The organism is Blautia sp. CAG:237, from assembly GCF_000436615.1.
In the GTDB taxonomy this organism is placed as follows: domain Bacteria; phylum Bacillota; class Clostridia; order Lachnospirales; family Lachnospiraceae; genus Blautia_A; species Blautia_A intestinihominis.
Genome location: NZ_FR886761.1, coordinates 1 through 14,071 on the forward strand (window position 1 = coordinate 1; position 14,071 = coordinate 14,071).

Here is a 14,071-nt window from a genome sequence, read left to right on the forward strand (position 1 = left end):
ACCGTCTGGATCATGCAGTAACAGCGAACCAGAAAGTAATATTGAAAGCCTTTGGACTGGATGCGAATAGTATAAAATACTTTGCATCAGAACTGAGTAAGGAACTGAAAAAAGCAGAATAAGGAAGGAAAATAAAGATGGCAAGAACAAGAAAAACAAGTAGGGAAGCATTGGAAGAAAAGATTGAAAAAGCAGAGGCTGATGTGATCGCAGCGAAGAAAAAGTATGATCAGGCAACAGCAAATCTGAAAGAACTGTTAGACAAGCGGGATGCCATAAGAAAAGAAGAGATCCTGTCAGCAGTTGTAAAAAGTGGGCGGTCATATGAGGAGATCATGAACTTTTTGAATGCAGGACCAGATGGAGAAAAGACGGAAAAATAGAATTATTTTGAGTCACAGATATAGCGATACTCGATTTAGGCGGAAAAAAACTGGAAGTTCACACTATATACTGACGGATTGATTTTATTTCTACGAACATATTGTTCTTTTTTATTATAATATATTTGTTTTATAAGAACAAGTGTTTTTATGAACTATTCGAGCAGATATGCTCAAAGGTGCAATTCATCCCTTCACCTATAGAGATGAGGGAATTCTTGCTACATTTGTTAAAAAAAGCATAACACAAAAAATAAAATTGTACTACCTCAGATACAATTATTTCAAAAATCTGTGGAGCAGTTTTTCGTTGCGTGGTTTGTACGGCTGGTAGCGCATCGAAAGGTCGATCCATGTTTTCTTGTCCACGATACTCTTGTAATGGGAAAAAGTCCGGAAGCCTTCTTCGCCGTGGTATGCACCCATGCCGCTTTCGCCAAAGCCACCAAATCCCATCTCAGAAGTGGCAAGATGGATCAGCGTATCATTGATACAGCCGCCGCCGAAACTGCATTCTTCCATGAACTTTCGGGCTGTTTTACGCCGTGAAGTAAAAATATAGAGCGCGAGGGGATGTGCCATGGAATTGATTTTTGGAATAACCTCATCCATAGAATCATAAGTTATAATTGGAAGGACCGGGCCAAAGATCTCCTGCTGCATCACAGGATCCTCGAAGGACACAGAGTCGAGGATAGTCGGTTCAATGCGAAGGGTATCAGGATCGGATTTCCCGCCATAAGCGACTTTGCCGGAAGAGATCAGGTCGCAGAGCCGGTCAAAATGTTTCTCATTGATGATCTTGCCGTAATCAGGATTCTGAAGTGGTGTTTCAGAATACTGCCGCCGGATCTGTTTGATCAGATGCTTCATGAGACGGTCCTTGATCTTGCGGTCGCAGTAGATATAATCCGGGGCGACGCAGGTCTGCCCGCAGTTTAAGAATTTACCGAAGACGATCCTGCGTGCGGCGAGCTTGAGATTACATTTCCGGTCTACGATGCAGGGACTTTTGCCGCCAAGCTCCAGGGTGACCGGGGTGAGGAACTGACTTGCCTTTGCCATGACTTCCCTGCCGACATGCTGGCTTCCGGTAAAAAAGATATAGTCAAAATGCTGGTTCAAAAGGTTGGTATTTTCATCCCGACCGCCGGTGACAACAGAGACAAGTTCCGGTTTAAAACATTCCTGTACCAGAGTCTGAATGAGCGTTGTCGTGGCAGGAGAGTAGGCACTTGGCTTGAGGATCACGGTATTTCCGGCTGCAAGCGCGTCGATCAGCGGTTCGATCGAGAGGAGAAACGGATAGTTCCACGGACTCATAACAAGGACTATCCCGTAAGGAACAGGCTTCTTGTAACTGCGCGCGGCAAACTGGGACATCGGAGTATGGACATCCTGTTCTTCAGCATATTCATCGACATTTCGGATCATATGTGTCAATTCGTTCAGGACCAGACCGGTTTCACACATGTAACTTTCGAAAGAACTTTTGCCAAGGTCTTCTCCAAGGGCTTTGTTGATATCTTCTTCATGGGCTGTGACCCAGTCTTTCAGTTTTTTCAGATGTTCGATCCTGGTTTTGACAGGACGGGTCGCCCCGGTATAAAAATAACTTCGCTGAAGTTCGACTAGTTTTTTGATTTCTTCTTCTGTCATAATAATTTCCTTTTTTATTTCAAGGATAACAGTCAGAAGAAAAAATGTCAACCCATCGAAAAGTCTGAATATTCAATCGAAAATTGTTGTATAAAGACGATTCCTGTGGTAAAATAAAAAATATAATAATAAGAAAGGGAAGAGGATTTTTATATGAATAAAGGAAGAAAAATACTCAAAAAAGCAGCCTCCGTTGCACTTGGTTCTTCTATGGTCCTGACAGGGGCAAGCATCGCATTTGCAGCAGGATCTTATCAGGAAACAGCCAAAACATCTCTTGATGCTATGGTATCTTCTGTCGCAGGTGCTGTTGATGATTATGCACAGAATATGGACAAGGCATTTGCTGGTTCCACCGGCAAGATGACACTCACCGTGGAGGATACCGGAAAGGCAATCCTCGGAACACTTCTTGGTCAGGAAGACATGAGCTGGCTTCAGGATCTGACTATGGATATGAAAGTTTCTGTCAAGGACGGAACAGAGGCAATCGCTTCCACGATCCTTTTGAATGACCAGAAACTCTGTGATCTCAATATATACGAAGATCTGTCAGAGATGAAACAATACATTCAGATCCCGGAAGTTTCTGATGCATATCTTGCACTGGATCCTGCCGGCAGTGCAGACGAGACAACGCAGGAATTTATGAAGGAATATATGAATGCTTTATCTGATATCACCAGTGTAATACCAGATGGAAAGACGGTCAGCACACTTCTTGACCGCTATGGAAATCTTGTGATCGATAATATGGAAGAGGGAACCGCGACAGAGGAGACACTTTCTGTAGAAGGAATCGGTGAGGACTGTACCGTATATGAAGGCGTTGTTACTGATGATTCCGCACGTTCCATGGTGGAAGAAATCCTCACAACTGCGAGAGATGATAAGGAGATCAAGGGACTCTTCGATCTCTGGAATCAGGGCGAAGATCAGTACGCATCTTATCAGTCTGGAATTGATGATCTGCTGAATGATATCAAATCAGCAGAATCTGAGGACAGTGAAAGTACAGAAAGTTTTTCTGAGAAACTTTGGGTAAACAGTGAGAATAAAGTTGTAGGACGTGAGATTGGAATTTCTGACGGAACAGATTCTCAGCCGGTATTTTCACTCAAGACACCATCTAGTGACGGACAGACTGCACTTCTTCTGGAATTTGGAGCAGATGACAGTTATGTGACTGTTACCGGAACAGGTTCTTCCACTGACGGACTTTGGAACGGCGATTATATCCTGGCTGTAAACCATGCAGAGGCAATGGATATCGGTGTAACAGATCTGGAACTCAAACCGGAAAAAGCCGGCTATTATAATGGAACTTTTACAATTTCCTTCCCGGAGGCACAAACAGATGATGAAAATGCTGATGTCACCAGCATGCTGAATGGATTCAGTGCAGTGCTCAAGATGGATTCTGATGCCACAGCTGAAACCAGCAGTATGGAGCTTTCTGTACTGACATCCGGTGTATCACTTGGAACACTTTCTATTACAGGTGGATATGGAGAAGGTGCAGAAATCCCGGATCTTGCAAATCCTGGAACTGTTTATGCAGTGGATAATGAGGAAGAAATGACAGAATATGTCAAGAACGCAGACTGGAGTGTCATCACAGAAAACATGAAGACAGCAGGCGTTCCGGCAGACCTGGCAGATGGATTTTTACAGATTCTGGAATCTTCCGTGGAAGAAACTTCCACAGAAGATGCAGAAGGATCCACAGATGAGACAATAGCACAGGAAACATCCGCAGAAGATGCGGCAGCATAAGAAAAGCAATAATTGATAAGAACCAAAAAGGAGGCTCTCAGGCGTGAACCCTGAGAACCTCCTCTTTTTCTGCTGCTCTGGAAAGAGCGCGTTCCTCATTGACAAGGACGAGTGCGGTGCATACCGGGAGAAGTCCTGCCCATGCGCCTGCCAGATGGAATCTGGAGCAGAACAGGAAGCACACTGCAACTCCGAAATGAAAGGAAAGAAGCACTTTTCCATAGAAGATACCTCTTCGGAGTGCTTCGGAATCTCTGCTGTAAAGGTACTCTGCAAATCCTGTCGTACACTGACGGAGATTGTTGGTGGAGAAGATGCTGGAGCTGTTAAAACCATCGGCACCTTTGAAGGAACACCATTGAAATGCAGTAGCAAAAAAAATTGGATACAGAGCAACAAACGGATCCATGTCCTGTGGAAGAAATGCCAGAAGAACAAAGGCAAGACCATCGATCAGGACACTGATAAATTTCAAGGTTGTCCGTTCCATCTTATGTGAAAGGAATACGGTGGAGACCATCGCGAATATGTAGATCAGCAGTGCGGAGAAACGGAAAAAGATTTCGGCATCCGTACGTCCTACCAGATCCATCACAAAGGAGATCAGGTTTCCGGTCTGTGCAGATCCAAAAACATCACTGCGGTTAAAGATTGCATAACACCCCATAAAACCACCGATAAAAGTCACCGTCAGGTGAAGGCGGCGTTCAAGGACTGCTTTATCCATGTATATCATTCCTATCTTTCTGATTTTGAGCTTATTATAGTATCAAAATATTATATTGTAAATTCGATATTTTATCTATATAATATAAACAGAATTTATAGGTTGCTGTGAATGGAGTGAACAGTAATATTATAGGTTGAACAAATACATAAGAAGACATCACAGAAGGAGGAACCATGAATTACCAGGACATCAAGACATTTCTTACGATCGTATCCAGCTCATCTTTATCCAAAGCAGCGGAGGTGCTGTTTGTATCACAGCCGGCACTCAGCCATCGCCTGTCTGCACTGGAAGAAGAACTGGGAACAGAACTGATCATCCGTAAAAAAGGTTCTCGCACACTGGAGCTTACCGATGCAGGACAGCGTTTTGTCCCGCTTGCGCGTAAGTGGGAGCAGTTGTGGCTGGATACAAGCAAGATCCAGTACGAGAAGCCACAGGACATTCTTCGGATCGCAAATGTAGACAGTCTGAATTTTTATTTCATGCCGCAGGTCATCGGCAGTTTCTTGGAGAAACACAAGAGATGCAGTTTTCATATTGATACCATGCGGTCAAATGTGTCCTACAAGGCGGTCGAAAACAAAGAAGTCGACATGGGACTGATCACCAATCCGCATTTTTTCAAAAAAGTGCAGACGGTGCCGCTTTTTGAAGAAAAACTGGTCCTGGTCTGCAGCAAAGATACCGCGTATGAGGATGGAATCCTGCCTTCTCGTCTGAAAAGCGAGGATGAGATCTACATTCCATGGAGTGATTCTTTTATCATGTGGCACGATTACTGGTTTGGAAATAATTCCGAAGTAAAAGTATCACTCGACAATATGGCACTTCTGCGCCAGCTCCTCGATCTCGAAAAAACATGGGCGATCATGCCGGCAACAATAGGAAAGAAACTCTCTCAGGAGGGGGAATGCCGCATTGTAGCGCTGGAGAATGGTCCGGAATACCGTACCTGCTATGCGATCATGGGAGACCGGCGGAATGCAACTCCTCTGGTGATGGATTTCCTGCAGGAACTTCTCGACACAGTAAAAGGAATCCCGGAGATCAGAGTGCTCACGGAATATATCCGTCAGGCACCCTGAATCTCCGGGATTCCCGGGTTTTGATGAGGTTACTGCAGGCAGTATCTATTCTTCTTCATCATAACTGTAATCATAAGAATCATCTTCGTCGTAATCGCTGTAGGAATCATCATAATACGAGTCATCATAGGAATCGGATCCTTCATCATAGCTGGAATCGTCGTAAGAATCCTCTGAGGAATCTTCATTGTCTTCTTCCGAAGAATCCGAACTGTCAGAAGATGACGTCGCGTCGCCGGTGATCATGGCAGTGCGCTCCTGGATCTTACTGAGGATACGTGTGGCTTCATCTCCCTCGGCAGGAGTTGGCTGATAGTTGTTATAGTCAGAATCAGAGGAGATCGAGCATGGGATGATGTTTGTTACATTGTTTGCTTTTACTCCATCCTGATCTACGGTGAAAGTCTGCTGGAAGATCATAGTATCCATATCGCTTGGATACTGGTTTCCGCCAAAGCAGAAGTTTCCGAGGCTGTAGACGATGTTTTTGCCCTTGTATTCTTCGATTCCCTGGAGAACATGCGGGTGATGGCCGCATACCAGATCCGCTCCTTCGTCGATTGCAAGGTGTGCAAGTGTAGTCTGGTTGCTGTCCGGGACTTCTTCTTTTTCATTGCCCCAGTGGAAGATCACGATCGTGATCTGCGCGCCGTCTGCTTTTACCTTGGCGATGTTCTGCTTGAGCTGTTCTTCACGGCCGAGGTGATCCTTGAGCTCGTAGATTCCTACAAGTCCGATCTTGATCCCCTTCACTTCCGTTACAACAGTCTTATCATAACCAAAATTCAGGATACCGGCATTGTCAAGTGCCTGAATGGTGTCGGTATAGCTCTGATCGCCATAATCATGACTGTGGTTGTTGGCAGTGTTGACTGCTTCGACGGAACCGGCAGTGAGGATACTGGTATACTCGGCAGGAGCTTTGAAAGCATATTCCTTGTCCTCGCGTTCATCAGAATCAGTGAGAGTTCCTTCAAAGTTGGCGATCGTCAGATCATCTGCGGAAAAAATGCTCTTCACATTGGAGAAGAAATAATCTGCTCCATAATTCTCGTAATAAGCATTAAGACTGGTATCGTAGTCAAAGTTTTCATCTGTACCGAGCGTACAGTCACCTACGACACTGACGGTCAGGGATACCGGAGCCATGGTCGGTGTTGGTGTGAGGTCTGCATCTGAGGCAGAAGTCTCATCCTGTGATTTCGCTGAAGCGTTTGTTTTAACGGTACCATTTTTGCGTGCAGAACAGCCACGGACCAGGATGATAAGAAGCAGCAGGATAAGAACGGCACCGCAGCCTATGAGAAGACGTTCAGTGAGCTGCTGCCTTCTGCGGTAGTAGCGGGATTTTCTGTACGCACGTTTTTTGTGTTTTTTCTTTTTTGGCGGCATGGGAAACTCCTTGTTTTATGTATTTTTTTGTTTATAAAAAGTATAGGGAATTTTATACAATTCGTCAATATGTTTGCAGTTTTTGATTTTTTTTGTATAATCAAAGGATAGAAGCGGAACGGTCCGCAGATGCTAAGAAAAAAGGAGATTTTTATGAGTACAGCAAAAAGTCCATTATATATTGGAAACCACACAACTTCATCCAAAGGCTATACCAGGATGGCACGCCAGATGATCGCAAACGGGGGAAATACGTTTGCATTTTTTACCAGAAATCCGAGAGGCGGACGGGCGAAGGAGATCGATCCGGAGGATGTGCGTAAATTTCTGGAACTGACAGAAGAATATAAATTTGGGAAGATCGTAGCACACGCACCATATACACTGAATGCATGTGCGGCAAAGGAAAATATCCGGGAATTTGCCAGGGAAACGATGGCAGATGACCTGAAGCGTATGGAATGGACACCGGGAAATTATTATAATTTTCATCCGGGAAGCCATGTAGGACAGGGAGCAGAAGCAGGAGTCCGCATGATCGCGGAAATGCTGAATGAGGTACTGACCGAAGACCAGACCACAACGGTGCTTCTTGAAACGATGTCCGGCAAAGGGACGGAGATGGGAAGAAATTTCGAAGAACTCCGTCAGATCCTCGACCTGGTAGAAAAGAAGGACAAGATGGGAATTTGTCTGGATACCTGCCATGTCTGGGATGGAGGCTATGACATCGTGAATGATTTCGATGGTGTCCTTGAAGAATTTGACCGGATCATCGGGCTTGAGAAATTAAAAGCCATTCATTTAAATGACAGCCTGAACGATCTTGGCAGCCACAAAGACCGCCATGCAAGGATCGGCGAGGGCCGGATCGGGCTGGAAGCACTGGTAAGGGTGATCCGTTATCCGCGCCTGGAGGGAATTCCGTTTATTCTGGAAACGCCGAATGATGATGAAGGGTGGGCGGCAGAGATTCGGACGCTGAGAGAAGCATACGAGAAATAAATGGACACGCGACAAGTGCTTCCATGATTGTGTGATATAGAAAATGGAAAGCGCTTTGCACCTTCCAGAAGAAATTAAAGTGTTGTCAGGAATGGACAATAACATTAAATATGCACTTCGTTTCTGAGTTCCTGCCCTGTGCGAAAAGCCTCAGCATTCTCAAGTGTCGTCTCAGCGATATTGGTAAGCGCCTCCTCTGTAAAAAATCCCTGGTGGGAAGTGAGCGCAACGTTCGGGAAAGAGAGCAGTCTCTGCACGGTAGAGGTTTTGAGGATATGCTCGGACATATCTTCATAGACAAAATCAGACTCTTCTTCATAAACATCGAGCCCTACAGCGAAAAATTTGTGATCCCGGATACCTGCGATCAGGTCTTCGGTGCAGATCAGGCCGCCGCGGGAGGTGTTTACGAGAATGACACCGTCTTTCATCCGGGAGAGGCTTTCCTTATTGATCATATGGTAAGTGTCCGGCGTGAGCGGGCAGTGCAGGCTGATCAGGTCACTGGAAGAAAGAAGCGTTTCAAGAGAAACATAATTAAGATCTGTCTGCGTTTTGTCCGGATACAGGTCGTAGGCGAGCAGTTTCATGCCGAAGCCGCGGCAGATACGCGCCATGGCAAGCCCGATCTTGCCGGTTCCGACGATCCCGGCTGTTTTTTTATACAGGTTTACTCCCATGAGACCATTGAGGGAAAAATTGTTTTCGCGGCATTTGATATAAGCTTTGTGGGTATGACGGTTGGCAGTGAGGACGAGAGCCATCGCAAGCTCGGCGACTGCTTCCGGAGAATAACCGGGAACGCGGAGGACTTTGATGTCGCATTCAGCAGCAGTTTTGAGATCTACATTATTATAACCGGCACAGCGCATCAGGATCAGACGGATACCCTGATGTGCGAGCTCTTCGATCACTTCTGTTCCAAGGTCTGCGTTTACAAAAGCGCAGATCCCATCGTAACCGGCGGCGAGGGAAACAGTCTCTGCGTAGAGATTTGCTTCAATAAAGGTAATGTCGATATCAGGATGCTCCGGTTTCAGTTTATCAAAAAATCTCTGGTCATAATCTCTTGCACCATAAAATAATATTTTCATCGTGTACACTCCCTTGTCTTGATTTTCATTTTCCATCTCAGACTTAGAATGCCCTGAGAGAAAAAAGAGTATGCACGGAAAGATACAGAAACAAAAAACTGCTGTCTGCATGAAAATAGATCATGGAAACAGCAGTTTTTATTATAGAATTGTTTTAATTGTGTGCAGGTATTTATTTTTGTCTACTTGAATCTAAGCTATAAAGATCATGATAGAATTCCGGATAGGAGATATTAACGCATTCTCCATTCAGGATATCCACGGTGCCATCACAGATCATTCCTGCCACAGCAAAAGACATGGCAATGCGGTGGTCGAGATGGGAGTCGATCACTGCACCGTGAAGCGGTTTGCCGCCGTGAATGATCATGCCGTCATCTGTGCCCTCGATATCAGCACCCATGCGAGTGAGATTGTCAACCATAACTGCGATACGGTCAGATTCTTTGACTTTGAGTTCCTGTGCATCGCGGATGATCGTGGTTCCCTCGGCAAAAGCAGCTATAACTGCGATCATCGGGATCTCATCGATCAGGGTCGGGATGATGCTGCCCTCGATGACAGTTCCCTTAAGAGAGCTGGTGCGGATCAGAAGATCAGCTGTCGGCTCTCCCTCAGTGCTTTCGTTCAGAAGAGTGATATCAGCGCCCATATCCATGCAGACCTTGAGGATTCCGGCACGGGTCGGGTTGATCCCTACATTCTTAAGAAGGATCTCACTTCCAGGGGTCAGAAGTCCGGCTGCGATAAAGTAAGCGGCAGAAGAGATATCACCAGGAACCTGGACTTCTCTTCCCTCAAGGACCGGTTCCGGCTTGATGGAAACGGTCGTTCCCTCGGAGGTGATATCAGCACCGAAATAATTCAGCATGATCTCTGTATGGTTACGGGAAAGAAATGGCTCTGTTACGCTGGTGATCCCGTCCGCATACATACCAGCAAGCAGAACGCAGGATTTGACCTGTGCAGAAGCAACCGGTGAATCGTAATGAGTGGCGTGAAGCGGCTTTCCGTGGATGATAAGTGGTGTACATCCATTGTCCAGCTTACTTGTGATATCAGCGCCCATGGAAGTAAGAGGAGTCATGATACGCTTCATCGGGCGGGTGCGGATCGAATCGTCTCCGTCAAGTTCAGAAGTAAATTTCTGTCCGGCAAGGATTCCTGAGATCAGACGGGTCGTGGTTCCGCTGTTGCCGACATCAAGGATACCTGTCGGTGCACTGAGTCCGTGAAGACCTTTGCCGTGTACAAGGATCTCGTCGCCGTTCCGGTCAATATCGATCCCCATTTTGCGGAAGCAGGAGATCGTCGAGAGACAGTCAGCGCCCTCGAGAAAATGCGTGATCCTGGTGGTGCCATTGGCGAGTGAGCCAAACATGACTGCACGGTGTGAGATGGATTTATCGCCCGGAACTGTAAGAGTTCCTCTTAAATTGGTTTGTTTTTTGATTTCCATTATTTTATTCTACTCCTACCGTTCGTATACGATGTAGTTACGTTTCTTAAGAAGGGCGGTTCCGCGCTTCATCGCATCTTCCTCATAGAATTCGATCTTCAGGACACCCTGCTCAAATTCACGGTTGTGGATGATGCCGATGTTCTTGATACTGATCCCTTCCATAGCAAGAATTGTGGCAATTGTGGCAATTCCACCAGCTTCATCAACAATATCAATATACAGGACATAAGTCTTGTTGATAAGTCCGGAAGAAGTGGTGTCGATGGAGTCGCGGTAATCTCTGGAGTTGGCGAACATATCATAGAGGGTTTCTGCCTCAAGATTGTCAACAGAGCAGCGTGCCTGGATCAGCATCTTGATGTATTCGTCCAGCACATGAGAGATGTTCTCATGGTTTTCGAGGCAGATCTGCTCCCACATGACAGGGGAGGAGGATGCGATACGTGTGATATCGCGGAAACCGCCTGCTGCGATCGTCTTCATGTATTCAGCATCGTTATCCAGCTCTCTGACGAGATTTACCAGAGTGGAAGCAATGATATGCGGAAGATGGCTGACGCCGGCTGTGATAAAATCGTGTTCCTCACAGGTAAGGACCATCGGGATCGAACCAAGAGAATCGATCAGTTCAGAAAACTCGGTGATTTTTTCAAGAGGAACCTGTCCGCCCGGAGTCAGGATATAGTAAGCATTCTCAAGCAGATGGTCGGATGAATATTCAAATCCGGAACGCTCAGAACCAGCCATAGGATGTCCACCGATAAAGCAGTATTCCATGCCGAGTTCCTCGACTGCTTTGTGGATCGGTCCTTTGACGCTTCCTGCGTCTGTAATGATACATCCTTCCTTGATGACATCCTTGAGATATCTGAGATATTCAATATTATACTCTACCGGAGCGCAGAGAAAAATATAATCACACATGGCATAACGGTCATCCCGTTCTTCCAGTGTGGCGTCAATAGCACCGCAGTTCAGTGCGGCAGCCAGAGTTTCTTTGTGTTTCGCATATGCGAGAATGTGATAATCCGGGTGAAACTTGCGGATCGTTTTGGCAATAGATCCTCCGATCAGGCCGAGCCCGATAAAACCTATGGTTTTCATGATGTCTGTGTCCTTTCCAGTTACTACTTATCTATTAGTAGACAAAACTATGGTTCTATTTTAAAAGATACGAGGAAAAATGTCAAACATAGGTACAAAATAGGTGAATTCGATGAATAATTGCAAAAACAGCTCAAAAAAAGTTGTTAAAATTATATAAAATACTTGAAAAGTTGAAAGAATTTTAGTAAAATATGGACATATCAGACAAACAGGGAGGTATTACATATGGACGTTTATAGAACTGACCGAATTCGCAATGTGGTTCTTTTGGGTCATGGGGGATCCGGCAAGACCACATTAGCAGAGGCAATGGCTTATCTGGCAGGAATGACAAGTCGTCTTGGCAGAGTAGAAGATGGAAATACCGTCAGCGATTTTGATAAGGAGGAGATCAAGAGACATTTTTCAATCTCCACATCTGTGATCCCGGTTCCGTGGGACAAGGTGAAGATCAATATCCTGGATACTCCTGGTTACTTTGACTTCGTAGGAGAAGTAGAGGAAGCGGTCAGCGCAGCAGACGCAGCCATCATCGTTGTTTCCGGTAAGGCCGGAGTTCAGGTCGGTACACAGAAAGCATGGAATCTCTGCGAGAAATATAAATTACCTCGTATGATCTTTGTAACAGATATGGACGTGGATGATGTCAGCTATCGTAAAGTAGTAGAGGATCTTACCGAACTTTATGGCAAGAAGATCGCGCCGCTGCATTTCCCGATCCGTGAAGATGGCAAGTTCGTCGGCTATGTCAATGTTGTGAAGCAGGCAGGCCGAAGATATATCGACAAAGCAGGCAAGGAGCCTTGCGATGTTCCGGAATATCTGGAAGAATACCTTGAGAAATATCATGAAACTCTGATGGAATCTGTTGCTGAGACGAGTGAAGAGTTCATGGACCGTTATTTCGAGGGAGATACCTTCTCCGTAACAGAAGTTTCCGCAGCACTTGCAACCAATGTACAGGACGCAAGCATCGTTCCGGTATGCATGGGATCACCGATCAACCTTCGAGGCGTTTCCAACCTTCTCGATGATATCTGTGGATATTTCCCGAGCCCGGACAAGCGCGCATGCAACGGTATTTCCCAGAAGACCAATGAGATCTTTGAAGCAAACTATGACTTTGCCAAAGCGAAATCTGCATACGTATGGAAGACCATCGCAGATCCGTTCCTCGGCAAATATTCTCTGATCAAAGTTGTTTCCGGTGTTATCAAATCCGATGATACTCTGCTCAACGTAGAGAAGGGTGAGGAAGAACGACTGAACAAATTATATGTTCTTGAGGGCTCCAAACCGATCGAAGTTCCGGAACTCCACGCAGGTGATATCGGCGCGATCGCCAAACTCGCAAGCGTACAGACCGGCGACAGCCTTGCAACAAAGGCAGCTCCGGTGCTCTATCCGAAGGCTCTCATTTCCACTCCTTATACCTATAAGAGATATAAGGCAGTCAAGAAGGGCGACGAGGACAAGATCGCACAGGCTCTCGCCAAGATGATGAGTGAGGACAAGACCCTCCGTGCAGTCAATGATTCTGCCAACAGACAGACATTACTCTATGGTATGGGCGACCAGCACCTTGATATCGTAGTAAGCAAGCTCAAAGAACGCTACAAAGTAGACGTAGAACTTTCCAAACCGAAGGTAGCTTTCCGCGAGACCATCCGCAAGAACTCCGACGTAGAGGGCAAACATAAGAAACAGTCCGGTGGACACGGACAGTACGGACATGTCAAGATGCGCTTCGAGCCATCCGGCGACCTGGAGACACCTTATGTATTTGAGCAGGTAGTCGTAGGCGGTGCTGTTCCGAAGAACTACTTCCCGGCAGTTGAGAAGGGCCTTCAGGAAAGCGTTCAGAAGGGACCTCTGGCTGCTTATCCGGTAGTAGGCGTTAGGGCTACACTTTACGATGGATCTTATCATCCGGTAGACTCTTCCGAGATGGCATTCAAGATGGCAACGATCCTGGCGTTCAAGAAAGGCTTTATGGATGCATCTCCTGTACTCCTTGAGCCGATCGTAAGCATGAAGATCACTGTTCCGGACAAATACACCGGTGATGTTATGGGCGATCTCAACAAGAGACGTGGACGTGTTCTTGGAATGAACCCGGATCATGAAGGCAATACCATCATCGAGGCTGATGTACCACAGCTTGAAATCTATGGATATTCTACAACACTTCGTTCCATGACTGGTGGAAGCGGCGACTTCTCCTATGAGTTTGCACGCTATGAGCAGGCTCCGAGCGATATCCAGGCTAAGGAGATTGAGGCACGTGCAAGCAAAGTAGACAACGCAGATGCATAAATGATCAGACTCCTGTGAATTAAGAAATAAAGAAAACCGGCTGCTGAATCTGTTTTGAA

General features: G+C 46.0%; 11 protein-coding genes. 5 read left to right on the plus strand and 6 right to left on the minus strand.

Features of this window, described 5'->3' with window-relative positions; genetic code table 11:
* Positions 1–137: 137 nt before the first annotated feature.
* Positions 138–383 carry a hypothetical protein gene (locus QZL69_RS11150; protein WP_022215285.1) on the plus strand — a complete coding sequence of 82 codons (246 nt, stop codon included), beginning with the start codon at positions 138–140 and terminating at the stop codon, positions 381–383.
* A 279-nt stretch (positions 384–662) separates the two neighbouring features.
* Here QZL69_RS11150 and QZL69_RS11155 read toward each other — a convergent pair whose 3' ends face one another.
* Positions 663–2,042 carry an aldehyde dehydrogenase gene (locus tag QZL69_RS11155; RefSeq protein ID WP_022215286.1) on the minus strand — a complete coding sequence of 460 codons (1,380 nt, stop codon included), beginning with the start codon at positions 2,040–2,042 and terminating at the stop codon, positions 663–665.
* 153 nt (positions 2,043–2,195) lie between these two features.
* On the opposite strand from QZL69_RS11155, the gene QZL69_RS11160 reads away from it, so the two are divergent.
* A complete protein-coding gene (locus QZL69_RS11160; RefSeq protein WP_022215287.1) occupies positions 2,196–3,818 on the plus strand; it encodes a hypothetical protein in 1,623 nt (540 codons plus the stop codon).
* A 37-nt stretch (positions 3,819–3,855) separates the two neighbouring features.
* Here QZL69_RS11160 and QZL69_RS11165 read toward each other — a convergent pair whose 3' ends face one another.
* On the minus strand, positions 3,856–4,545 hold the full coding sequence (locus tag QZL69_RS11165; RefSeq protein ID WP_022215288.1) for a YoaK family protein: 690 nt from the start codon (positions 4,543–4,545) through the stop codon (positions 3,856–3,858).
* Positions 4,546–4,721: 176 nt separating this feature from the next.
* On the opposite strand from QZL69_RS11165, the gene QZL69_RS11170 reads away from it, so the two are divergent.
* Positions 4,722–5,636, plus strand: a complete 915-nt coding sequence (locus QZL69_RS11170) for a LysR family transcriptional regulator (protein ID WP_022215289.1) — start codon at positions 4,722–4,724, stop codon at positions 5,634–5,636.
* A 45-nt stretch (positions 5,637–5,681) separates the two neighbouring features.
* Here QZL69_RS11170 and QZL69_RS11175 read toward each other — a convergent pair whose 3' ends face one another.
* A complete protein-coding gene (locus QZL69_RS11175; RefSeq protein ID WP_022215290.1) occupies positions 5,682–7,028 on the minus strand; it encodes a CapA family protein in 1,347 nt (448 codons plus the stop codon).
* Between the two features lie 153 nt (positions 7,029–7,181).
* Here QZL69_RS11175 and QZL69_RS11180 point away from each other — a divergent pair, with 153 nt between their 5' ends.
* Positions 7,182–8,033, plus strand: coding sequence for a deoxyribonuclease IV (locus tag QZL69_RS11180; protein ID WP_022215291.1), 852 nt, complete (start codon positions 7,182–7,184; stop codon positions 8,031–8,033).
* 104 nt (positions 8,034–8,137) lie between these two features.
* Here QZL69_RS11180 and QZL69_RS11185 read toward each other — a convergent pair whose 3' ends face one another.
* The 3 genes from QZL69_RS11185 to QZL69_RS11195 all read right to left on the minus strand — a co-directional run bounded on the left by QZL69_RS11185 (position 8,138) and on the right by QZL69_RS11195 (position 11,693).
* On the minus strand, positions 8,138–9,127 hold the full coding sequence (locus QZL69_RS11185) for a 2-hydroxyacid dehydrogenase (protein WP_022215292.1): 990 nt from the start codon (positions 9,125–9,127) through the stop codon (positions 8,138–8,140).
* 172 nt (positions 9,128–9,299) lie between these two features.
* Complete coding sequence (aroA, locus tag QZL69_RS11190) at positions 9,300–10,586, minus strand: 3-phosphoshikimate 1-carboxyvinyltransferase (RefSeq protein WP_022215293.1); 1,287 nt, start codon at positions 10,584–10,586, stop codon at positions 9,300–9,302.
* 15 nt (positions 10,587–10,601) lie between these two features.
* Positions 10,602–11,693: a prephenate dehydrogenase gene (locus QZL69_RS11195; RefSeq protein ID WP_022215294.1), complete on the minus strand. Its 1,092-nt coding sequence runs from the start codon at positions 11,691–11,693 to the stop codon at positions 10,602–10,604.
* Between the two features lie 228 nt (positions 11,694–11,921).
* Between QZL69_RS11195 and QZL69_RS11200 the strand changes: the two genes are divergently transcribed.
* Complete coding sequence (locus QZL69_RS11200) at positions 11,922–14,012, plus strand: elongation factor G (protein ID WP_022215295.1); 2,091 nt, start codon at positions 11,922–11,924, stop codon at positions 14,010–14,012.
* Positions 14,013–14,071: the final 59 nt, after the last annotated feature.

Bases quoted from the DNA above. Each gene is read 5' to 3' on its own strand.
- QZL69_RS11150 (WP_022215285.1), top strand. From the start codon at position 138: ATGGCAAGAACAAGAAAAACAAGTAGGGAAGCATTGGAAGAAAAGATT.
- QZL69_RS11155 (WP_022215286.1), bottom strand. From the start codon at position 2,042: ATGACAGAAGAAGAAATCAAAAAACTAGTCGAACTTCAGCGAAGTTAT.
- QZL69_RS11160 (WP_022215287.1), top strand. From the start codon at position 2,196: ATGAATAAAGGAAGAAAAATACTCAAAAAAGCAGCCTCCGTTGCACTT.
- QZL69_RS11165 (WP_022215288.1), bottom strand. From the start codon at position 4,545: ATGGATAAAGCAGTCCTTGAACGCCGCCTTCACCTGACGGTGACTTTT.
- QZL69_RS11170 (WP_022215289.1), top strand. From the start codon at position 4,722: ATGAATTACCAGGACATCAAGACATTTCTTACGATCGTATCCAGCTCA.
- QZL69_RS11175 (WP_022215290.1), bottom strand. From the start codon at position 7,028: ATGCCGCCAAAAAAGAAAAAACACAAAAAACGTGCGTACAGAAAATCC.
- QZL69_RS11180 (WP_022215291.1), top strand. From the start codon at position 7,182: ATGAGTACAGCAAAAAGTCCATTATATATTGGAAACCACACAACTTCA.
- QZL69_RS11185 (WP_022215292.1), bottom strand. From the start codon at position 9,127: ATGAAAATATTATTTTATGGTGCAAGAGATTATGACCAGAGATTTTTT.
- aroA (WP_022215293.1), bottom strand. From the start codon at position 10,586: ATGGAAATCAAAAAACAAACCAATTTAAGAGGAACTCTTACAGTTCCG.
- QZL69_RS11195 (WP_022215294.1), bottom strand. From the start codon at position 11,693: ATGAAAACCATAGGTTTTATCGGGCTCGGCCTGATCGGAGGATCTATT.
- QZL69_RS11200 (WP_022215295.1), top strand. From the start codon at position 11,922: ATGGACGTTTATAGAACTGACCGAATTCGCAATGTGGTTCTTTTGGGT.